At 54.2% G+C, this 18,739-nt stretch carries 24 protein-coding genes; 10 read left to right on the forward strand and 14 right to left on the reverse strand.

Annotation, left to right across the window (positions count from 1 at the left end):
- The first annotated feature begins 237 nt into the window (after positions 1-237).
- Genes H7850_RS07250 through H7850_RS07260 form a run of 3 tightly spaced genes read left to right on the forward strand, consistent with a single transcriptional unit; the run spans position 238 to position 3,184 of the window.
- Complete coding sequence (locus H7850_RS07250; protein ID WP_227368854.1) at positions 238-1,545, forward strand: FRG domain-containing protein; 1,308 nt, start codon at positions 238-240, stop codon at positions 1,543-1,545.
- Between the two features lie 43 nt (positions 1,546-1,588).
- Positions 1,589-2,230 carry a hypothetical protein gene (locus H7850_RS07255; protein ID WP_227368855.1) on the forward strand — a complete coding sequence of 214 codons (642 nt, stop codon included), beginning with the start codon at positions 1,589-1,591 and terminating at the stop codon, positions 2,228-2,230.
- A complete protein-coding gene (locus H7850_RS07260; RefSeq protein ID WP_227368856.1) occupies positions 2,231-3,184 on the forward strand; it encodes a hypothetical protein in 954 nt (317 codons plus the stop codon). It abuts the gene before it with no gap.
- Positions 3,185-3,403: 219 nt separating this feature from the next.
- Here the strand turns inward: H7850_RS07260 and H7850_RS07265 are convergent, their stop codons facing one another.
- The 3 genes from H7850_RS07265 to H7850_RS07275 are packed head-to-tail and all read right to left on the reverse strand — an operon-like array spanning position 3,404 to position 5,263.
- Positions 3,404-3,748 carry a hypothetical protein gene (locus tag H7850_RS07265; protein ID WP_227368857.1) on the reverse strand — a complete coding sequence of 115 codons (345 nt, stop codon included), beginning with the start codon at positions 3,746-3,748 and terminating at the stop codon, positions 3,404-3,406.
- Between the two features lie 50 nt (positions 3,749-3,798).
- The gene (locus H7850_RS07270) at positions 3,799-4,413 is read right to left on the reverse strand and encodes a LysE family translocator (RefSeq protein ID WP_227368858.1); all 615 of its coding nucleotides are present in this window, start codon (positions 4,411-4,413) and stop codon (positions 3,799-3,801) included.
- A gap of 13 nt (positions 4,414-4,426) precedes the next feature.
- The gene (locus H7850_RS07275; protein ID WP_227368859.1) at positions 4,427-5,263 is read right to left on the reverse strand and encodes an AraC family transcriptional regulator; all 837 of its coding nucleotides are present in this window, start codon (positions 5,261-5,263) and stop codon (positions 4,427-4,429) included.
- Positions 5,264-5,429: 166 nt separating this feature from the next.
- On the opposite strand from H7850_RS07275, the gene H7850_RS07280 reads away from it, so the two are divergent.
- The 4 genes from H7850_RS07280 to H7850_RS07295 all read left to right on the forward strand — a co-directional run bounded on the left by H7850_RS07280 (position 5,430) and on the right by H7850_RS07295 (position 7,419).
- A complete protein-coding gene (locus H7850_RS07280; protein WP_227368860.1) occupies positions 5,430-5,855 on the forward strand; it encodes an antitoxin Xre/MbcA/ParS toxin-binding domain-containing protein in 426 nt (141 codons plus the stop codon).
- Positions 5,855-6,337: an RES family NAD+ phosphorylase gene (locus H7850_RS07285; protein ID WP_227368861.1), complete on the forward strand. Its 483-nt coding sequence runs from the start codon at positions 5,855-5,857 to the stop codon at positions 6,335-6,337. Before H7850_RS07280 ends, H7850_RS07285 begins: the two co-directional genes overlap by 1 nt.
- Before the next feature lie 103 nt (positions 6,338-6,440).
- A complete protein-coding gene (locus H7850_RS07290) occupies positions 6,441-7,208 on the forward strand; it encodes a DUF1499 domain-containing protein (RefSeq protein WP_227368862.1) in 768 nt (255 codons plus the stop codon).
- Positions 7,198-7,419: a DUF3820 family protein gene (locus H7850_RS07295; protein WP_227368863.1), complete on the forward strand. Its 222-nt coding sequence runs from the start codon at positions 7,198-7,200 to the stop codon at positions 7,417-7,419. Before H7850_RS07290 ends, H7850_RS07295 begins: the two co-directional genes overlap by 11 nt.
- 63 nt (positions 7,420-7,482) lie before the next feature.
- Here H7850_RS07295 and H7850_RS07300 read toward each other — a convergent pair whose 3' ends face one another.
- The 4 genes from H7850_RS07300 to H7850_RS07315 all read right to left on the reverse strand — a co-directional run bounded on the left by H7850_RS07300 (position 7,483) and on the right by H7850_RS07315 (position 9,436).
- Positions 7,483-7,893: a hypothetical protein gene (locus H7850_RS07300; RefSeq protein WP_227368864.1), complete on the reverse strand. Its 411-nt coding sequence runs from the start codon at positions 7,891-7,893 to the stop codon at positions 7,483-7,485.
- Positions 7,894-7,970: 77 nt separating this feature from the next.
- On the reverse strand, positions 7,971-8,339 hold the full coding sequence (locus H7850_RS07305) for a DUF427 domain-containing protein (RefSeq protein WP_227368865.1): 369 nt from the start codon (positions 8,337-8,339) through the stop codon (positions 7,971-7,973).
- A gap of 82 nt (positions 8,340-8,421) precedes the next feature.
- Positions 8,422-8,946 (reverse strand): YgjV family protein, encoded by a 525-nt coding sequence (locus tag H7850_RS07310; protein ID WP_227368866.1) that lies wholly within the window; start codon positions 8,944-8,946, stop codon positions 8,422-8,424.
- A 13-nt stretch (positions 8,947-8,959) separates the two neighbouring features.
- On the reverse strand, positions 8,960-9,436 hold the full coding sequence (locus H7850_RS07315) for a nucleoside deaminase (protein ID WP_319799271.1): 477 nt from the start codon (positions 9,434-9,436) through the stop codon (positions 8,960-8,962).
- 74 nt (positions 9,437-9,510) lie between these two features.
- Here H7850_RS07315 and H7850_RS07320 point away from each other — a divergent pair, with 74 nt between their 5' ends.
- Positions 9,511-9,969, forward strand: coding sequence for an HIT family protein (locus H7850_RS07320; protein ID WP_227368868.1), 459 nt, complete (start codon positions 9,511-9,513; stop codon positions 9,967-9,969).
- A gap of 27 nt (positions 9,970-9,996) precedes the next feature.
- Here the strand turns inward: H7850_RS07320 and H7850_RS07325 are convergent, their stop codons facing one another.
- The 3 genes from H7850_RS07325 to H7850_RS07335 form a co-directional block, all read right to left on the reverse strand.
- On the reverse strand, positions 9,997-10,932 hold the full coding sequence (locus H7850_RS07325) for a DUF808 domain-containing protein (RefSeq protein WP_227368869.1): 936 nt from the start codon (positions 10,930-10,932) through the stop codon (positions 9,997-9,999).
- A 66-nt stretch (positions 10,933-10,998) separates the two neighbouring features.
- The gene (locus H7850_RS07330; protein ID WP_227368870.1) at positions 10,999-11,601 is read right to left on the reverse strand and encodes a cyclodeaminase/cyclohydrolase family protein; all 603 of its coding nucleotides are present in this window, start codon (positions 11,599-11,601) and stop codon (positions 10,999-11,001) included.
- A 6-nt stretch (positions 11,602-11,607) separates the two neighbouring features.
- A complete protein-coding gene (locus tag H7850_RS07335) occupies positions 11,608-12,573 on the reverse strand; it encodes a ribonuclease Z (protein ID WP_227368871.1) in 966 nt (321 codons plus the stop codon).
- Between the two features lie 217 nt (positions 12,574-12,790).
- Here H7850_RS07335 and H7850_RS07340 point away from each other — a divergent pair, with 217 nt between their 5' ends.
- Complete coding sequence (locus tag H7850_RS07340; RefSeq protein ID WP_227368872.1) at positions 12,791-14,884, forward strand: methyl-accepting chemotaxis protein; 2,094 nt, start codon at positions 12,791-12,793, stop codon at positions 14,882-14,884.
- 116 nt (positions 14,885-15,000) lie between these two features.
- Here H7850_RS07340 and H7850_RS07345 read toward each other — a convergent pair whose 3' ends face one another.
- The 3 genes from H7850_RS07345 to H7850_RS07355 all read right to left on the reverse strand — a co-directional run bounded on the left by H7850_RS07345 (position 15,001) and on the right by H7850_RS07355 (position 17,077).
- Positions 15,001-15,795, reverse strand: coding sequence for an OBAP family protein (locus tag H7850_RS07345; protein WP_227368873.1), 795 nt, complete (start codon positions 15,793-15,795; stop codon positions 15,001-15,003).
- A 63-nt stretch (positions 15,796-15,858) separates the two neighbouring features.
- A complete protein-coding gene (locus H7850_RS07350; RefSeq protein WP_227368874.1) occupies positions 15,859-16,314 on the reverse strand; it encodes a CopD family protein in 456 nt (151 codons plus the stop codon).
- A gap of 49 nt (positions 16,315-16,363) precedes the next feature.
- Positions 16,364-17,077, reverse strand: coding sequence for a DUF3581 family protein (locus tag H7850_RS07355; protein WP_227368875.1), 714 nt, complete (start codon positions 17,075-17,077; stop codon positions 16,364-16,366).
- A 202-nt stretch (positions 17,078-17,279) separates the two neighbouring features.
- Between H7850_RS07355 and H7850_RS07360 the strand changes: the two genes are divergently transcribed.
- Complete coding sequence (locus tag H7850_RS07360; RefSeq protein ID WP_227368876.1) at positions 17,280-17,819, forward strand: isochorismatase family protein; 540 nt, start codon at positions 17,280-17,282, stop codon at positions 17,817-17,819.
- Between the two features lie 30 nt (positions 17,820-17,849).
- Here the strand turns inward: H7850_RS07360 and H7850_RS07365 are convergent, their stop codons facing one another.
- The gene (locus tag H7850_RS07365; protein ID WP_227368877.1) at positions 17,850-18,731 is read right to left on the reverse strand and encodes an NAD(P)-dependent oxidoreductase; all 882 of its coding nucleotides are present in this window, start codon (positions 18,729-18,731) and stop codon (positions 17,850-17,852) included.
- Positions 18,732-18,739: the final 8 nt, after the last annotated feature.

Here is an 18,739-nt window from a genome sequence, read left to right on the forward strand (position 1 = left end):
CTGGTAACGACCCAAAGCGGCTATGGCGGCAAAGGCAGCAAGCATGTTCATTGAGGATATGCAGCATGCACGATGATTGGTGTTATGTAGCCGAGCTATACGTAATTCTTTATATTTCAGTTCCTTAGGAGCTCTGCGTGCGAGCGGCATAACATTCTTGAACACGCGTGCTCGTTCAGGTCAATAAACGAGCGCGCTGTCTAATACCTGTTAAACCCTTAGGAGCTACCTCTTAGAATGTACAACCTTTTAGTTACTGCAAAACGAGGTGCTTGGGACCAGCCTTTCTATGAGTTCGATAAAAGTCGCTTTCTGGAATATACAACAGAGTCAGTTGCGGAGGCCTTTAAGTCTCTTAGCCCTAACCTTATAGACATTTTGAAGGGGTATCCTTGCATATTTGCATATGAAGGTGAAGACCAAGATCTGCGTATCGGAAAACTTACGTCAATTAAAGAAAGGGGAAGAAAACTGCTCATAGAATTTGAGCTTGATCAGAACATACCCCCAATACCTTTTGCTGACATTGAGCCAATAGGGCCACTTCTTGATATACGTAATTGGGAGATAAACAGGACACACTGGGCGGTTAAGGATGAAGATCTTTTTGAGCGTCTTGTAACTGCTGAATTGCTAAATAAAGAGCAAATACAGGGGGCAGAAAAGCAAGAGAAACCGCCAACTAAAAGTTCGACATCCCCGAAAGTGGCGTCTGTAAAAGGCTTCATTGGGAAAGTACTTTCTTCTGAAAGAGAAAGTGGTTCAGAATTTTTTTACAGAGGTCATTCAAATAAAAATAAGTATAAGCTAGAGCCATCTTTATCTAGGAAAGATGATGATGGCAATTATCTTTATTTAGAAAATGAGCATATATTATACAGAGAACTTTTAGTATCAAATTCGGCGGATTTTCAATCTGATGAATATACCTTAGATAAGCTGGTTCGAATGCAACATTATTCGTTGCCAACTAGACTATTGGATATTACCTCAAACCCACTAATCGCCCTGTATTTTGCATGCAAGTCGGCTCCTAACGAAGATGGTGAGGTGATTGTTTTTTCTATGCCAAGGAAGGAAGTTAAGTATTTTGATTCAGATGTTGCTAGTTGTATAGCCAATTTAGTCAGGCTGCCAAAAGAGGAAAAAGACAAAATTAGCTTTGAGATAGAAAATTTTAATGGTCAAACTCCCATAAAAAGATTAATTCATTTTATAAGAGAAGAAAAGCCATACTTCGAACCTAAGATAATGCCCGATGACTTGAGAAAAATTATCTGTGTGAAAGGGAAGCAAAGCAATGATCGAATATCCTCTCAATCTGGTGCATTTCTACTATACGGGCTTGATGCCGTTATGGACGAAGAAGGAACTCCCGAAATAACTGTCACTCGTATTACCGTCGACAATAAGGAAAAAATACTAAAAGAGCTTGATCTTCTTAATATCAATGAAAGTACAGTATTTCCATATATTGAGAACTCTGCTAGGTATGTTGCTGATAAATATAAATTTAACAAAGCATTGCAGCGGACAAGCCGCTGAATGCGGCGTTAGTGATCGTCGCATGAATAGGGAGTTTTAGTTAATGCTAGGCCTTAGTGATTTAGAGGACAATGGTGTTGCTATAATTGATGACATTCATTCTCGTGCTGAAGTAATCAACTTGGCAAAGTCCGTTGGAGTAATAAGGCCACACCCTAACGGTGAGGATATATCCACATTAAAATCTAGCGATGGGAAAAACTCCCTTCCTGGAACATTAAGTAATATTTATGGTTTGTCAGCATTTCCTTTTCATACCGACACTGCTTTTTGGGGAGTTCCTGCTAGGTATGTAGTAATGGGAATGTTCAGAAAGAGCCAGTGCACTACTAACTATATTTCATTTTGTGATATTGCTGGAGTTATTTCTAGCGATTTTCGTAGCATGGCAGAAAAATCGATTTACCTAGTTGAAACCTTTGAAGGATGTAAATATACATCACCAATTTTTTGTAGAAATGGGGTTTTAGGGTTTCGATTCGATCCAAATGTCATGAAGCCAGCAAATGGTCATGCCAAAAAGCTTCATGGTGAGTTGTTGGCGGCTATGGGCGCTATCGAGCCGAAAAAGATTCACTGGAATGGAAACAAAGCTGTTGTTTTTGATAATTGGAAAAATTTACATAGCCGATCCGCAGTGAAGAATGAGCGGCGTGAGTTATTTAGAATTTATTTGGAGGGGTAAATGAGCTGGGATAAAGACTCGCTATGGGCAAAGTCAAAATTATATTTTGAGCGTTCATTTGAAGTAGATAGAACGGATGACGTTTTTGGGTTGTGGTGTGCCATGGGTTTGGAGTTGTTGTCACGGTCAACGGTGGCTCATTTTAGCCCCGTGCTTTTGGCCGAGCCCGACAAGGATCAGCGCCATGTTCTATCAGTCCTAGGGCTAGCATCATCGACATCTCAGCGCAAGTCAATAGCCACAAGCCAAGTACTTCGCCTTTGCAAAGAATTGATCCCGCAGTTCACAGATGACGAACTTTCCATTGCATTAGCTCTAGCAGGAAGGAGAAATGAAGAACTGCATTCCGGTACGGCGGCATTTGTAGAATATAAACATCAAAAGTGGATTGGCGGGTTCTATAAATGCTGCAAAGTCCTGACTGAAGCTCAGGGTGAGAGCTTAACCAGCTTGCTAGGTGAAGACGAGGCACAAACGGCAGAGAAGATAATTGAAGAAGTTAAAAGTGAAGTGACAAGTAAAGTCAGAAGTAAAATTTCTGCTTTTGCAAAGGTCTTTGGTGAAAAAGATCCTAATGAACAGGCTAGACTAAAACAGGAATCGGAAGCTCAAGGTAAAGCACTTAGCCATCAACAGCATCATAGAGTCGAATGCCCTGCTTGTAGTTGTGTAGCAACAGTTCAAGGAGATACATACGGGCGTGAGCAAATTGAGAACACAGAAGATGAAGTAATTGTCAGACAGTCTGTTATCCCAACAAAATTCTCATGCAAAGCATGCGGCCTAAATTTAAATGGATACCGCGAGTTAATGGCTGCAAATGTTGCCGACCATTTCACCCATCGGGTGCACTATACACCAGAAGAGTTTTATGAACTTGTGGACCCGAACGACAGAGAGACTATGGATTCATATGCTGAAGATCATGGTTACTTTCATTTCAGCAATGACTAGGAATGAAACTAGGTACTAACAAAGCATTGCAACGGACAAACCGGTGAACGCGGCGTTATATGAGGGCAGACTGAAGGACCGTTTCTGGCCGAAAGTTGTCACCGCTTAAATTGGAAGCGAATGACATCCATGCCATGCACGATACCTCGAACGCACTGCGACCAAGAAACACGCTAATTGACGCCGCCCTACGAACTTTGGAGCAAGGCGATCGCATTACTACCCCCGCTGCGCCATGGCTTGTCGAAATTCTTCCCGATGAGCCTCGGTCTGCCGCGCCGGGTCGGGGGGAAAGCGGCCCAGCTCCACGGCAAGTTCGAAGAACCCTTGGGCGGGCAAGCCTTCTCCCCTGCGGCTGACGACCAGGGCGGCAATAAAGGGCCGGCCCTGCGCGGCGTCCTCGCGCATCAGCACTTCCAGTGCCTGCGCGACGCGCTGGATGGTGCGCGGCGGGCGCAGCGACAGCGCCTCGGCGAGTTGCTGGTAGGTCATCGGCAGCGCCTCGCGGGGTGCCGTTTCGAGAATATGGCGGGCCTGGGCGGCAAGCGGTTGGCTGTCTGTCATGATTGTGGTCGAGCACTCGGCCTGCTTGGGAGTGGGTGGATTATGGCCCCTTAAATTACCCGCGACGAGAGGGGCAGCCATACGTGCTCGTAACCGATCGACAAGGAAACGCCCGCCAGCAATACCGCCATCGCGAGACTAAACCCCTTGAGGATCCTTGGGTTCTCGATGCGTTTACCGAGCAAGGCGCCGATCAGCGCATAGCTGCCGGGTGCGCCAACCGCCAACATCGCCAGGCCGAACGACCAGAGCATCAAGCTGACGCCGTGAATCCCCACGGCGGGAAACTGAATCGTGGCGATCGGCAGTGTCGCAACAATGCCCTTGGGATTGCACAGCTGCATGATCAGGCCATCACTAAAGCGCATTAAACGCGGCGCTTGGCGCACGCCGCCTATGTCGATGCTCGACCGGGCGATCTTGATGGCAAGATAAAAAATATAGCCGCATCCCAACGCTGCCAACACAATAAGCGCATTACCTTGCACCCAGGCGGCGCCGGCCCAGCCAAACAACAAGAACAGGATGAGCATGGCGAGCCCTACCCCGAGATAGAACCCAAGTGAGGCCTTGGCCTGCCCATTCAGCCCCGCATTCAGGCCGAGCAGATTCACTGGCCCAGGCGAGTACATGACGCCCAGGGCATAGGCGATGATCGCTAACATGACGAAGTCTCAGTTAATTAGTGACGTTGCGCTGGTATTGGTGCGGCGTCATGCCGTAGATGCGCTTGAAACGGCGATTGAAGTGGCTGAGATCGGCAAAGCCGTAGCGAAAGGCGACTTCATTGGGCAGCGCGCCATTATCCAGCGCATGGCGTGCGGCGTTGATGCGGCAATTGAGGACGTACTGGTGTGGCGTCATGGTGAACTGCTGACGGAACAGGCGCAGGAAATGGTATTTCGAGAGATGGGCCGCCTGGCTGAGATCGTCCAGCGACACATCCTCTTCCAGATGCGCGAAGATGTAGTCCTTGGCGCGCCTCAGCAGTGCATCGGGGCGACTGATACTAGCCGCGTTCGACTGAAACGCGCCTTCGCGCTGCACGAGCCGAGTGGCGATCCGGTAGAGGGCATGTTCCTGGTCGATGCGGCTACCGACCTGATGCGTCACCAGGCGGGCCAGTTCTAGAATGGCGGCGCGTAGCGCATGGTCCTGGATCAGGGTGTCGGCACTTCTGAAATGGCCGGCGTCCTCACGCCCCGCCGCATTGGCAAACAGCGCCTCGAGCTGAGCCGGCGGTACATAGACCATCACGTACCCCAGAGTGCTGTCGCCACCCGAGTGCCCATCGTGGACTTCTTCAGGGTTGAGCTGTACGACGTTGCCCGGCGTGCTGCGGTGGAATTGGCCACCGCTGAAGAAGTCCTGGCGTCCGGCGAGGGTGACGCCAAAGGCATATTCTTCGTGGGCGTGGCGATCGTAGTGGAAATCATCCATCGCCGCATGCAGCACCGTGACCTCGGCAACATGCCGACTCTTCAAGAACCGAAATTGGCCAGGCTGCTTTGACATGCCACACCTCCCCGAACGCTGATTCATCTAGCGTAGATCGATCATCATGCCTGCGGCTTGGACGTTATTGCTCAAAAAGAGCAAATACATCAAAATGATGGTATATGATTTTCAAATCGACGACATCGCTCTATAATGGGCTTGCTATCTGCCCCAGGAGGCTCATATGGATACTCAAGCGACCGGTATTGAGGGGGTCAGCGTTCCCGCCGAGGTGTTTACTGATCAGAGCGCCTATCTGGATACCGTCTACGAGGGTATTTCCGGCGAGGTCATTCGACAGGCGATAAAAGCGATGGGCAACAATCGCGCGCTATTTCTGCGCTTGCTGGAGGTCGATTCCGCCAACCTCAGTCGTGTCTTCAAGAAGAAGCATCTGGGTCGCACCGATACTGAAGAGGTGCTCGATACCCTGCGGATCTACCGTGAGGCGGTACGTATCTTCGAAAGTCATGAAGTGGCCCGGGATTGGCTCAGCTCCCCTATTCGAGCACTCTCGGACCGCACGCCGGAAGAACTCTGCGATACCTTCGAGGGCCGCTCCCTGGTACGCGCCACGCTGCGCAAGATCGAGCAAGGTGACTTCTCCTGATGTATTTGTACCGCGTCGGCCCCAAGACGTTTCTGGAAACCTTCGATGGCTTGGATGGGAGCTACCAGTATGGAGGGCGCTGGAATGAAATCGGCTCACCGATGATCTACTTCGCCAGCTCCCCCGCTATCGCTCTGCTAGAGATGGCCAATTACCTGCACACCCCCCGGCACGTACCGCCGAGCTACAGGATGGGCGTCTACGAGCTACCGGATGCGGTCACCGTCGAGACATTGCCTGTGAACTCACTTCCCGAGGATTGGGACGATTTTCCCTACCCTGCTTCGACTCAGGCCATCGGCTCCAAGTGGATGGCGTCCATGTCCGCACTGTGCTTGTTGGTGCCGAGCTGCACGGTACCCATCGTCAAGGCAGGTGAAGGGGTCATCGTCGTCAATACTCGTCATCTCGATATCTCCAGCATCACGCTGGTCGATGTGACCGAAAAGCTCTACAGCAAACGCCTGTTCTCCGGAAAGTAAGCGAATCAGATTCATGGCCTTGGCGATCTCGACCGCTCTATGGATGTTCCTTGAATGATCGGTATGCTGAATCAATAGCATGTTAAACGGAGCGCATATATTTATGACGAACTCTTCACGGACACGGACACGACTTCGGGGCGGGCGCTGGCCACGATTATTGGCCTGGCTGAGCGTACTGGCGGTGATTGCGGCGGCGCTGTTGATGGGCGGTGCGGGGTTGGCCCATCGCCTGGAAATGACGGACCTGAGTACGGCGTTTGGTTTATTGCGCCAAGGGGCTTACCTAGCCATTGGTGCGGCGGCTCTTGGATTGATCACGCTGATTCTGGCGAGTCTGTGCAAACGTTTCAAGCCAGCGTTGGCGGGCGCTCTGGCGGTTGTCGCGGTCGCGGCGATGATGATCGTTCCCTGGCAGATGCAGCAGCGCGCTCAAGAGGTACCGGCGATTCACGACATCACCACCGACATGCAGAATCCTCCTGCCTTCGTTGCGCTGGCATCCGCCCGGGAGGCCGCACCCAACGAGGTGGCCTACCCTGGCGAGAGCACCGCACGTCAGCAGCGCGAGGCCTATCCGGATATTCAGCCGATCATTCTTGAGCTACCGCTGATTGATGCGATGAACATCGTCGAGGCGACTGCACAAGATCAAGGCTGGGAGATAGCCGACGTCGGCGACACCAAGCTGGAAGCCACGGCAACCACCCTCTGGTTCGGCTTCAAGGATGATGTGGTGATTCGCCTGAGCGAAGTGGAGGATGGCGTAAAGGTGGATATGCGCTCGGCATCGAGGGTTGGGCGCAGCGATGTGGGCGCCAACGCCGAACGTATCCGTGACTATCTGGAAGCGCTACGCCATGAACCCTGAAGACCTGGAGCGACTCGTCACCCTACGCATGCCCTTTGGCAAGTATGAAGGCACGCTGATTGCCGATCTGCCCGGCCCTTACCTTAATTGGTTTGCGCGAAAGGGCTTTCCTGAAGGTCAGATCGGGCGATTGCTGCAGCTCATGCAGGAAATCGATCACAACGGCCTGAGCCCGCTGCTCGATCCCTTGCGCCAGAGCCAGACGGAGTGACACTTCGCTGTAAGGCGGGGCGTTGTCATGCCCTGCACGAGCATCACTACCGTCAACAAGCGCTTATTCCCCGCCCAGATGCACATCGCTGCCCGCGTACTTCCCGCTCGGGTACTTGTCGCCCACCGCGCGATGGGCGTCGATGCGAAGCGTCACGTCGGTAGGCGTCGTGCCGTACAGGGTTTCGATTTCGGCGAACGCCATCTGCATGTGCTTGTCGACGATCGCCGCCATGGCTTCCTTGGTAGCCAGATAGTCGGCGATGGTGCTGTCGAGGCCGGTTCGTCGGGAATCTCCGGGCTGCTCAGCTTTTGTTGAGGCGGCCTCGCCCTCGAAGGTATCGGCCTTTTCGCCAACGTAAGCCCGCAGGGAGCCGATGAGATCATCGATCGCCTGTTTATCGCCTTGTCTTGCTCGGGCTGCCAGACCGCCGGCTCGAGAAAGATTGCGGATCAATCTGTCAAAATCACTCATGATGTACTCCCGTCGTTGCCCCGAGGGCGTTTTGCCAGTGCAATGGCTAATAAGGCGCTAGCGACGTGCGCTATCAGTCATTGGTCAACTTTCTCTTCCATTTTCTCCTCCACCACCTGCGTGTCGAAGGCCAGGTAGCCGGCAATATCGGTCATGGCATCGAACGGCTGTTCGTAGCTCCAGACGGCATCGGTGAGATTTTCGCTTTTCCCTTCAATGCTGTAGTAAGTGGCATCGCCCTTGAAAGGGCAATGGGTGACCTTTTCAGAGGAGGCCAAGCGCGACATGTCGACGTCCTGGCGCGGGATGTACTGACGCGGCGGATAGCCTTGTTCGCGCAGTTCGATGGCGCCCTGGGTGTCGGCGATCACTGTCTCCCCTATCAGAACGCGCACGCGCCGTGAATGAGGATGCAGGCTGATATGGCCTTTGGGATCGTGGATCATGAGAGTGGGCTCCCGGGTCGGTTCACATTTACTCTACTCGACCGTTTCGTCATGGAAAACGCCTGGTCGAACTTGTTTGGCCTCAATACGAGCCACAAAGCAACACATCGCGCCGGAGACGCCGTATCGTGATCGCGTTGGTCACGAAGATCAGCGACTCGGCGAGCAGGCCGCCTATGGAGCCGGCCAACAGGTTACTCGCTATCCAGCAAAGGGCGGCGGCGGCCAGTATCACCCGCATGGGAATCCCGCGCAGCATGAACATGCCGTAGGTGCCTAGCAGCCCCGCCGCCAGAGCAGGCATATCGCGGGGCCCGCTCCAGGTCAGCGCGGCAATCGCCAGGATGGCGATCAGCATCATGAGCATGACGGCAAGATTACCGGGGAAGCGGCGTGCCAGGGCGATGCGTAGGACGATCAGCGCAGAGATGCCTGCCGCCACCCAACTCTGGAAAAGGGCGAACTGGGCGGCAAAGGCGACATTAGCAAACAGCAGCAGCACGAATAGGCGGTCATCGCGCTTACTGGCGAAGGCGATGACACACAATGCCAACGCTATGAAACTGACACCCTGGCCCGCAAGCCATCTCAGGCTTGGCTCATCCATTTACGGCTCCGGCTCATGCCCCTGCGTGTAACCGCCGGTGCAACTCATGCACCTCTTCATCCAGTCCGGCGACAGGGCCCTCGACGGGAACGTCCAGAGCGATGTCCTGGATGGGCAGCGATCGCACCGGCGGTAGCGCGACGCCCAACTCGGTCAGCCAAACCGTCAGTTGTTCGGAAGAGCTCACATAGACGATGCGCCCCAGCCTCACCCAGCCATGGGCGGCGGCACACATCGGGCAGTGTTCGCCCGAGGTGTAGACGGTAGCCTTGGCGCGCTCCTCTGGCGGCATGTTTTCCGCTGCCCAGCGCGCCAGCGCGAATTCGGGGTGGCGGGTCGAATCCCCACTGGCAATACGGTTGCGATCTTCCGCCAATACCTTCCCATCAGCACTGACCAGAACGCTACCGAAAGGCTCATCACCGGCTTCAAGGGCTTCGGTTGCCAATTCGATGCAGCGGCGCAGGTGTTGCATATCGCTATCGTTCATCATTGCTCCCATGGTGCGGGTGAATCGATCTGTTACTGTAGTACACCACCGTTTCAAGAAAACACGAGCCGATCATGAACTGCACCTTCTGCGACATCGTCAGTGGCAAGTCGCCCTGCCATCACATCTGGGAAGACGATGACCACTTGGCTTTTCTCTCGATTTTTCCCAATACTCTCGGCTTTTCCGTGGTGATTCCCAAGATGCATTACTCGAGCTACGCCTTCGATCAAGACGATGACGTTCTGACCAAGCTGGTACTGGCGACCAGGCAGGTAGCGCTACTACTCGACCGTTCTCTCCAGGGTGTGGCGCGGACCGGTATGTTCTTCGAAGGTTATGGCGTGGATCACTTACATGCCAAGCTCTTTCCCATGCATGGCACTGGTGACAACTCACAATTCCAGCCAATTGCATCAAGCCTGGATAAGTATTTCGACCGCTACGAAGGCTATATTTCCTCGCATAGCTACCAACGCGCCGATGATGCTGAACTCGCAGCACTGGCTGCCAATATCAGAAGCCACTTATAGCCCCTGCATGGCAGCCCTTCTCACAGGCTAGGCAGTGTCTGACGTGGACTTGCCCTTTAGTCTCTTGAACCCTTCGATAATTCCCAGTATCACCGCCCCGACGATCAGGCCAAACACCATGTTGAACAACGTTGATCCCAATGGTTGCAGAACGGCGCCCGCGGCGGGAATCTCGCCGGCAACTTCGACAAGGTCTTCTATGGCGTGCTCGACGAGGGGCAGACCGTGGGTCAGGATGCCGCCACCGACCATGAACATGGCAGCGGTACCGACGAAGGATAGCGTCTTCATCAGGTACGGTGCAGCGGTGACGATGCCATTGCCGACGCTTTGCGCGAAGGAACTGCTCTTTTCGCTGAGATAGATTCCCAGGTCATCGAGCTTAACGATACCGGCCACCAACCCATAAACCCCTGCGGTCATGAACAATGCGATACCGGACACCACGAGAATCTGCAGCATCAGATCGGCGCCGGCTACGGTACCCAGGGTGATGGCGATGATTTCCGCGGAGAGGATGAAGTCGGTACGAATGGCGCCCTTGATCTTCTTCTGCTCGAATTGACGCGGATCGACATTGGGATCGGTCAACGCCTTCCTGGCGTTCTCTGCGTCCTTATCCTCCGGATGCAGAAACTTGTGGGCCAGTTTTTCCGTGCCCTCAAAACACAGGAAGGCCCCCCCCAGCATCAGCAGCACGGTGACCATCCAGGGAATGAAGGCACTGATCAACAGCGCCGCGGGCACGAGAATGAACTTGTTGCGAAACGAGCCCTTGGCCACCGCCCAAACCACCGGCAACTCTCGGGCAGCCTTGACGCCGGTAACCTGCTGCGCATTCAACGCCAGATCGTCACCCAGCACACCGGCGGTCTTCTTGGCAGCGACCTTGGTCATCACCGATACGTCATCGAGGATTGCCGCAATATCATCTAGCAGAGTAAGTAGGCTGGCTCCTGCCATTGGTCATCCTTAACTGAGAGTGGGCATACGTTTCACTATACAGGCATTTCACTATAGTGCGCCTATCTACAGGTTATCGCGCTCTTGATTAAGCCGATGAATTTTCCCATCCGCCTCTTCTTGTAACGCATGTCGGGAACGACGCATCTGGGCCCGATACGTTTCATCCTCGATACTCGCCAGATTGGCATCGACGGTCAGCAAGACCGCACTCAAACCCGCGTGGAGCAGTACGCCGCCGGCAATCGCATCGCTTTTCAGATTGGAATTCGTGTATGTCAGCGAGGAAACGGTCACCTTCAACGCCTCACAGCAGGTTTCTGCCATGGCCAGGGGCACTCGATTGATCCTCTGCGTCGCTTCGTCTAGTCCAGCTTGCTCGTCCTTATCATTATGGCGTTGTTTCAGCGCATCCTGATAAGCCTCGAATGCCTGGATATCTTCATCCGCATGACCGCTGAGCCTTTCCAGCAATGTCTCACCTTCATCGATCAGCGCCGCTCGCTTGTCATCGGGATGCTTTGATTCGCTGATTCTCAACCCCTTGAGTATCAATGCCAGACCGTGAGTGGCGGTTACCGCTGCGACGGCGCCGCACCCTGGCGTCGCGTGCTTGATCGTGGTATTTCGAAAGGACTCCAATGACATGGTCCATACCTGAGAACCCATGAACGCTTACTCCTTTTTGCTCAACTCGCCTTCCCGGGAGAGTTGGTAACGGGAAAAGTCATCCGCGAGGAACAACCGCCCCTGATAATAGTGACAAGCCTCGTTTTCGATCTCCGCGATCGACGGTGAGGCACGGCGATCGTATTGATAGCGCGGGCTGAAATGAGTCAGCACCAGATTTGCCACATCGGTACGTTGAGCGAAGATCGCTACATCACCTGCGGTGCTATGCCGGTTGTTGGTGCCCAAACGCTCGACGACATCCCGAGTATAAGTGGCTTCGTGCACCAGCACATCGGCGCCTTCACACAAATGCTCGAGTAGCGCTGGCGTATCATTGTCGCCGGCGATCACGACTTTCCTCGGCCGCCGCCCCGGCAATAGTACGTCGTCACGTGTCACCCGAGCGCCGTCTTGCAGAACGACATCCTCGCCCCGGTGAAGACGACCCCAGTCTGGACCTCGCGCCACGCCCAGCGCTTCAAGCCGCCGGATATCGAGCTTGCGCTCAATACCCGTCTCGATGAAAGCATAAGCGTAGGAAGCGACGCCATGAGATAGCGCCGCGGCCTCAATCTTGAAATCGAGAGTCGCGAAGGGAACGCAGAGCGATTCGACATCGACGAACTCGATGGGAAAGGTCAGGTGCAGCCCGGTCGTCGCCTGCACGGCCTCGAGAAAGGCCTTGATCGGTGGCGGGCCAATGATTGTAAGCGACTCTTTTCGGCCCATCATGGAGGCGCTGGAGAGCAATCCCGGCAGGCCATAGCAATGGTCGCCATGCACATGAGTAATCAGAATGGTGTTCAGGCTATTCAGGGATAGCGGCGTGCGCAGCACCTGCTGCTGAGTGCCCTCACCGCAGTCGATCAGCACCCAGGACTTGGCCTTGGCCTTCTTGATCGCAGCGGCGGTGACATTGCGCGCCTTGGTCGGCACACCAGCGGACGTGCCAAGAAAAAGGATCTCCATGGGTATTCACAGGTGCTCAAGGTTCGGAAGTACCAAGCATCGCTTCTCGAAAATTACCACAAACTCCATGCCAGCCTCCTTTAAAAGCACTATGCGTACAGCTCATCCAGAACCCGCTGAGTGAACGAATATCGACAATAATTAGATATTTCTCTACATAAAAAGATAAACAAGCCGATATTTCAGCCATTACTAAAATGCTTCAAAGGAGAGCCCAGTGCATTCGTTCAAATCGTCGCTTCGTAGGCTTAATGTTGGCACCAAGCTATCGCTGCTCATAGTTGTGCTACAACTCGTGGGGTTCGTTGGATTGAGTATGTTTCTGTCTCAAGCCGCTATCCAACAACTTCAGCAAGAGGTTTCTCAGAGTATTACCCGACAGCAGACACAGGTAGCGGACATGGTGTCACTGTTTGATGAGACTCTACAGGAGGAAGTCAGTAATTTTCTAAATATCTTCCTGGCGGATCTAGCACCTGACTTTACTCTCGATCCACAGCAAAGAGTTGACGTAGTCGGGCGTGATACACCGACGTTGAGTAATGGCGAAGAGTTACTCAACGGTGTTTTCGACCTCCCCGACGCCTTCACCGCCAAGACAGGCGCGCCCGTCACCATGTTTGCACGAGATGGGGACGACTTCGTACGGGTGACCACGTCACTCAAAAAGGCAAATGGCGAACGTGCGGTAGGCACTTTGTTGAATCGTGACAGCCACAGCTACGCGCGATTGATGAGCGCAGAGTCCTATACCGGCATCGCCGAGCTTTTCGGCACGACCTATATCACCAAGTATCAACCCATTCGCGATAGCCGCGGCGAGGTCATCGGCGCATCGTTCATCGGAATCGATATCACCCAAGAACTGGCAATGCTCAAGAGTCGGGTACGTGGCATGACGCATGACGAGAGTGGCTACACAATGCTCGTCAACGCCAGCGGCGCCAAGCGGGGTCATGTCATTGCCGGCGGCCCTCATGAAGAGAAGTCACTTGCGGAATTGACTACGCCGACGGGCGAACCAGCTTATGCAACGATGTTTTCCTCCACCTCGGGTCGCATCGATTACGCTTTGGCCGGAAGCGATACCCGAGAGCGCAACACTTACTTCATTAGCTATCCTGATTGGAACTGGATCATTGCCAGCACCGTGTTCCCTGCCGAAGTTCAAGGGGAAGTAGTAGCTCTGCGCAACTGGTCACTATTGGCGGCGCTGTTATTAGCTCTGTGTTTTGCTGGATTGATGTACTTCTTTCAACGCAGGCTCATCAGTGCGCCTCTAGCCCAAGTGGTAACTATGGGGCAAGGTTTGGCCAAGGGCGATCTGTCACAGCGATACGAGTCAAGCCGCCAGGATGAGATCGGCAAACTGATCACTTCCATGAACGGTATCGGTGAAGGACTCACTCATACCGTCGGGCGCGCCAGGGCCAGTGGCAATAGCGTGAACGATGCCGCTGCTAACATCGCTCAAAGCAGTCAGGATCTAGCATCGCGTACCGAACAGTCTGCTGCAAATCTGCAAGAGACCTCTGCGTCCATGGAGCAAATCACAGCCACAATCAAGAACACCGCGCATTCCGCGCAAGAAGCCAGCCAGCTGGTTCATGCCACGGCGGATATCGCCAAGCAAGGCAATACGGCCATGGGCGAGGCCCAAAACACGATGGAAGATATCAACACCTCGGCCACCAAGATCAGCGAAATCACTACTCTTATCGACGGGATAGCCTTTCAAACCAATATACTGGCTCTAAATGCCTCCGTAGAAGCCGCCCGTGCCGGCGAGCACGGTCGAGGTTTCGCCGTGGTTGCTCAGGAAGTACGTACCTTGGCAACTCGCTCTAGCGACGCCTCCAAGGAAATTCGCGAACTCATTGATGCATCGCTAAGACATACTGAATCAGGCGCCAAAATGGTCAAGGGCGCTGCACAGACCATGCAGGACATACTCAAGGGCATCGAGCGTGTCTCGGACATGATCAGCGAAATCAGTGCTGGCACCAAGGAGCAGAGCGAAGGCATCAGCCAGATCAATCTTGCTGTTACGGAATTGGATACCATCACGCAGCAGAATGCTTCCATGGTACAGCAGTCCAATACAGCGGCAGAGATGATGAGCGATGAGTCCAGGCAACTCAGCGAATTACTGGCGTCCTTCAAACTTGGCTTCGAACAGAAAACAACGCCTGCCCCATTGCACTCGCTGCTACCAGGCGAGAGTCCAACCCTTTCAACAGCCCCACCGAAAAAGATCATCGAATCGCGCAGGTTAGCTGAGCACAATGACGATGATTGGAGCTCGTTCTAAGGGGAATACCCTTATGCATGAAAATGTATGAGCAAAATGAAAAGGGCCCGTTCTGGATAACGGGCCCTTTTTCATTTCATTTCGGGGGTATCTTAGGCTATGGAAGTAGAAAGAGTCTAAGGTGAGGATGCAGCGCTTTGCTTGTCGACCACGCCAGGAATGGGGTCCGTTGCTCCAGGAAATCGCCCTCTCAGAGCGTTCACGCCTCGTTGAGGGTTAGCCAGCGGAATCAGATCCTGCCGTCCTCGACGGCGCTCCTGGGTATCGATACCCATGCTCTGGTCGCGCTGCTCGATGAGTTCTTCTCGTGCCTGACCGAAACGATTGAAGGACCAGGCCAAGCGCGGCTCACCCAAAGGAAGTTGAACCTGCTCGCTCTGGTCAGGATTGGTATCCCAGGTATGCCAGGTCTTGCCGTAGCTGTTCATCTTGCTCTGCATCAGCGCGTGATCCGCCTTTTCGGGCAAGCCGGGTGCGACGAGCTGACCCGAGAGGATTTCACCATTGTGCGGATGCCAGTACTGCTTCTCCTCTTCGGGAAGCTGCTCGAACAGGCGCTCGGAGATGATGTATTCGATGCCGTTGAGATTGGCCTGGGCGGTATTGCCATCGAACAGCGCGCACTGAGCGAAATCCTCGTTCTTCTGAGTGCAAAAATGATGCGCTTCCATCTGATGGGAAGGTTCATTCTTCATGGGATGAAAACCGACCAGATAGACGTTCATTGGCCCGAGCGGGGCGGTGGTTTGTAACGCCGCTGCCCCGGTTTCGAGTACGTTCGTCTTGGTGGACTCCTGCCCTCCCGGCGGCGAGACCCGCGACGCTCGATCACCCAAACCTGTACAGCCGGCCAATACCAATGCCGTGGACATTGCGAGCAGCGGATACCGGTACAATTTGATATGGATCATTCCTTGATCTCCTGTCGTTTTCCTGGAACCTATTTATTGATAGCTCTTTTTTACAGGTAACGTTTACAGATAGCGTCCTGCGGAGCCGATCACCGTGACCAGCAAGCCCAGCGCCAGATTGATGGCGATCATCATGCGAATCTTGTTGAGCTGGGTGCCGCCCTCGGACCAGGTCTGCTCGCTCACCGCCTTTTTCAAACGCTTGAAAGGGGCAAAATAGAGATGAGCGAAGATCAGCATCATCACGATGCCCAGGGCCAGCATTGAATGCACATGCCCCCCGACATTAGCCATGCCGCCAAAACCGACGAAGATCAGCCAGAAGCCAGTCGCCAGCAGCACCGCAATCGACACCCATACCCAAGGAAAGAAACGGCGAAATACCTGGCTCCACAGCGTCAAGCGCATGGGGCGTTCGAGCAGGCTACCTGCCACTGGGCGCAGCGCCACATAGGCGAAGAACATGCCACCTACCCAAACCATCGCAGCCAGCAGGTGTAACGCGATTGCAATTGCCATACCTTCCTCTCGACATCAGTCTGTTTGTTCACTCAATTAACTTGCTTGCTCAATCCATTTGCTCGCAGAGCACCTTGCGCCGCTCGAAATCATCGACGAACTCATCCATGACCGTTGCATCGTAGGCGCGAAGACCACTGACCACCAGCTTCTTCGAACCCTGGCCGACTGTCTCGTCTTGGCTGACCATCTTGAATTCCAGATGGGCATCGCCTCGCTTGCCGTTGACTTCAAAAGTGGAGCCGGCAAATTCGACCTCGAGCGAAGCGATATCCAATGAGTTCAACGTGAAGCCCATGCTGTCATAGATCACCAGTGGACGCTGAGGGTTGAACATGACGCCCTGCTGTTCCATCAGCGGCTTAAGATAGTGTGGAAAGTTGTGCCCAGAAAAGGCGATATAGCGACACGTAAAGGCTTCGATTACCGCTGGGTCGACGCTTGCCTCACCACTGCGCTCGACGAACAACACCTCCTTGCCGGACACATCGTTCATACTCAACGTGTTATCGGCCAGCTCACGAATTTCTAGAGGCATATCAGCGCCCACCATGCCGCGAAAATGAAAGGTCATTTGCGCAGATAGCCCATGGCGCGCCAGTATTAGAGCAAACAATAGATCACCTGGAACACAGAAACGCCGCGCATCTGGATCATGGATCGGGTTGTAATCACCTGCCATCTGCTTGGCAAAATGACTGGCCTGTTCGGCGGAAATGCAAAAACGTCCATCCCTGACCGTATAGAAATCATCAAGAAACATACAATCTGTCCATGGATTGGGAATCAAGACCAACGAGCTCTTGTCTGTCGTATCATGAAACTGGAGGGGGCTGCCACAACATGCCTGATAAATTTGCTATATAAGGGACGTAGTCGCACTGCTTGGTGCAGGCATGGAATTACGTGACATTCTGATTATAGGAGCCTTAGACCGCAATCACGCCTTTTGAGGAAGTATTATCATGAATGAACCTTGTAATGCCAAACGCTCAACGCTGCTGCTCGTCGATCTGCAGGAACGCCTCATGCCGGTGATCCACGAAGCCGAAAGCGTCGTCGCCCACGCCCGGGTACTCATCGATGCGGCCCGACTGCTCGAGATTCCAATCATCGGAACCGAACAGAATCCGCTCAGCTTGGGCCCGAGCGTTTCGCCGCTGCGCGAATTGTGCGACGAGATGGTTACCAAGATTCACTTCGATGCTTGTACCGAGACGCCCCTGCTCGATCACCTCGATCCGCAGCGTGACGAAGTGATCGTGGTCGGCTGTGAGGCCCACGTCTGCGTGCTGCAAACCGTATTCGGCCTGCTGCGTCAGAACTACCGGGTGCGGCTGGTCAATGATGCCATCGGCTCCCGTGACCCACTGAACAAGGCCGCCGCCATCGAACGCGCGCGGGATGCCGGGGCGTGGCCGGTAACAAGCGAAATGGTGGTGTTCGAATGGTTACGCCACTGCAAGCACCCCAAGTTTCGCGAGGTGCTGTCGCTGGTGAAGTGAGCACGCAAGGCGTAAGAGAGAGGAAAGAGGTCAGCGTTTTTCCAGAATGGCGATCAACTCGGGTACCAGACGGTCGCCGTGACCGGCGTCATTGGCTTCCCGGTAGAGCCTCTCGATGGCCCCCGCCACGTCTCGGGAAGCCCCCAACTGCTCCGCCATGGCATTGTAGTAACCGACATCCTTCAGGGTATTGGCAAGGCTGAAGCGGAAGCCCGAGGGATCCTCGTTGGCAATGAACGGCCGCAAGCGTTCGAGAATCACTCCACCACCGCCGCCATTACCCAACACCTCGAGAAAGACATCATCGGCGATGCCCGCACGCCGCGCGGCAGCAGTCGCCTCGGCCAGCACGGCGGTGAATCCCAAGGAGACAAAGTTGTGTAACAACTTCAGCTTGTGACCCGCCCCCACCGGACCGCCGTGGACGATGTGCTCGGCAAAGCTCTCCAGCAAAGGCCGGACCTCAGCAAACAGGGCATCCGGCGCACCGACGAGAAGATTGAGACGCCCCTCCTCGGCCTCCTTGGGGGTGCGGGTCATGGCAGCATCGAGAAAACGTCCCTCGCGCTCGGCGACCCGTTCGGCGATGGTGACCGTGGAGCTGGGAATCGCCGTGGAACAGTCGATCACGATACTGCCCGGCTTGAGCCCTTCCAGCACACCATTCGGCTCGAAGAGCACCGATTCGACCTGAGGGGTGCCGGTCACGCACAGGATTACCACCTCCGAAGCCTCGGCAACCTCGCGGGCACTGGGCTTCGATATCGCGCCGGCATCGAGCAGATCATCCACGGGCTGGTTGCCGGGATGGTCGAGGAAGGTCAGCGTATGGCCATGGCGTAACAGGTTGCGACCGATACCGTGGCCCATCAGGCCCACGCCCACCAGGCCGACGTTGCAAGAACCGTTCATTGCTAGAA

It is taken from the genome of Halomonas sp. M20 (genome assembly GCF_020622265.1).
Taxonomy (GTDB): domain Bacteria; phylum Pseudomonadota; class Gammaproteobacteria; order Pseudomonadales; family Halomonadaceae; genus Modicisalibacter.

Coding starts and splice junctions, on each gene's coding strand:
- H7850_RS07355 (WP_227368875.1), bottom strand. CDS start 17,077: ATGTTTCTTGATGATTTCTATACGGTCAGGGATGGACGTTTTTGCATT.
- H7850_RS07290 (WP_227368862.1), top strand. CDS start 6,441: ATGACGAACTCTTCACGGACACGGACACGACTTCGGGGCGGGCGCTGG.
- H7850_RS07315 (WP_319799271.1), bottom strand. CDS start 9,436: ATGAACGATAGCGATATGCAACACCTGCGCCGCTGCATCGAATTGGCA.
- H7850_RS07310 (WP_227368866.1), bottom strand. CDS start 8,946: ATGGATGAGCCAAGCCTGAGATGGCTTGCGGGCCAGGGTGTCAGTTTC.
- H7850_RS07305 (WP_227368865.1), bottom strand. CDS start 8,339: ATGATCCACGATCCCAAAGGCCATATCAGCCTGCATCCTCATTCACGG.
- H7850_RS07345 (WP_227368873.1), bottom strand. CDS start 15,795: ATGATCCATATCAAATTGTACCGGTATCCGCTGCTCGCAATGTCCACG.
- H7850_RS07265 (WP_227368857.1), bottom strand. CDS start 3,748: ATGACAGACAGCCAACCGCTTGCCGCCCAGGCCCGCCATATTCTCGAA.
- H7850_RS07320 (WP_227368868.1), top strand. CDS start 9,511: ATGAACTGCACCTTCTGCGACATCGTCAGTGGCAAGTCGCCCTGCCAT.
- H7850_RS07350 (WP_227368874.1), bottom strand. CDS start 16,314: ATGGCAATTGCAATCGCGTTACACCTGCTGGCTGCGATGGTTTGGGTA.
- H7850_RS07300 (WP_227368864.1), bottom strand. CDS start 7,893: ATGAGTGATTTTGACAGATTGATCCGCAATCTTTCTCGAGCCGGCGGT.
- H7850_RS07255 (WP_227368855.1), top strand. CDS start 1,589: ATGCTAGGCCTTAGTGATTTAGAGGACAATGGTGTTGCTATAATTGAT.
- H7850_RS07365 (WP_227368877.1), bottom strand. CDS start 18,731: ATGAACGGTTCTTGCAACGTCGGCCTGGTGGGCGTGGGCCTGATGGGC.
- H7850_RS07295 (WP_227368863.1), top strand. CDS start 7,198: ATGAACCCTGAAGACCTGGAGCGACTCGTCACCCTACGCATGCCCTTT.
- H7850_RS07270 (WP_227368858.1), bottom strand. CDS start 4,413: ATGTTAGCGATCATCGCCTATGCCCTGGGCGTCATGTACTCGCCTGGG.
- H7850_RS07335 (WP_227368871.1), bottom strand. CDS start 12,573: ATGGAGATCCTTTTTCTTGGCACGTCCGCTGGTGTGCCGACCAAGGCG.
- H7850_RS07330 (WP_227368870.1), bottom strand. CDS start 11,601: ATGGGTTCTCAGGTATGGACCATGTCATTGGAGTCCTTTCGAAATACC.
- H7850_RS07260 (WP_227368856.1), top strand. CDS start 2,231: ATGAGCTGGGATAAAGACTCGCTATGGGCAAAGTCAAAATTATATTTT.
- H7850_RS07285 (WP_227368861.1), top strand. CDS start 5,855: ATGTATTTGTACCGCGTCGGCCCCAAGACGTTTCTGGAAACCTTCGAT.
- H7850_RS07250 (WP_227368854.1), top strand. CDS start 238: ATGTACAACCTTTTAGTTACTGCAAAACGAGGTGCTTGGGACCAGCCT.
- H7850_RS07280 (WP_227368860.1), top strand. CDS start 5,430: ATGGATACTCAAGCGACCGGTATTGAGGGGGTCAGCGTTCCCGCCGAG.
- H7850_RS07360 (WP_227368876.1), top strand. CDS start 17,280: ATGAATGAACCTTGTAATGCCAAACGCTCAACGCTGCTGCTCGTCGAT.
- H7850_RS07325 (WP_227368869.1), bottom strand. CDS start 10,932: ATGGCAGGAGCCAGCCTACTTACTCTGCTAGATGATATTGCGGCAATC.
- H7850_RS07275 (WP_227368859.1), bottom strand. CDS start 5,263: ATGTCAAAGCAGCCTGGCCAATTTCGGTTCTTGAAGAGTCGGCATGTT.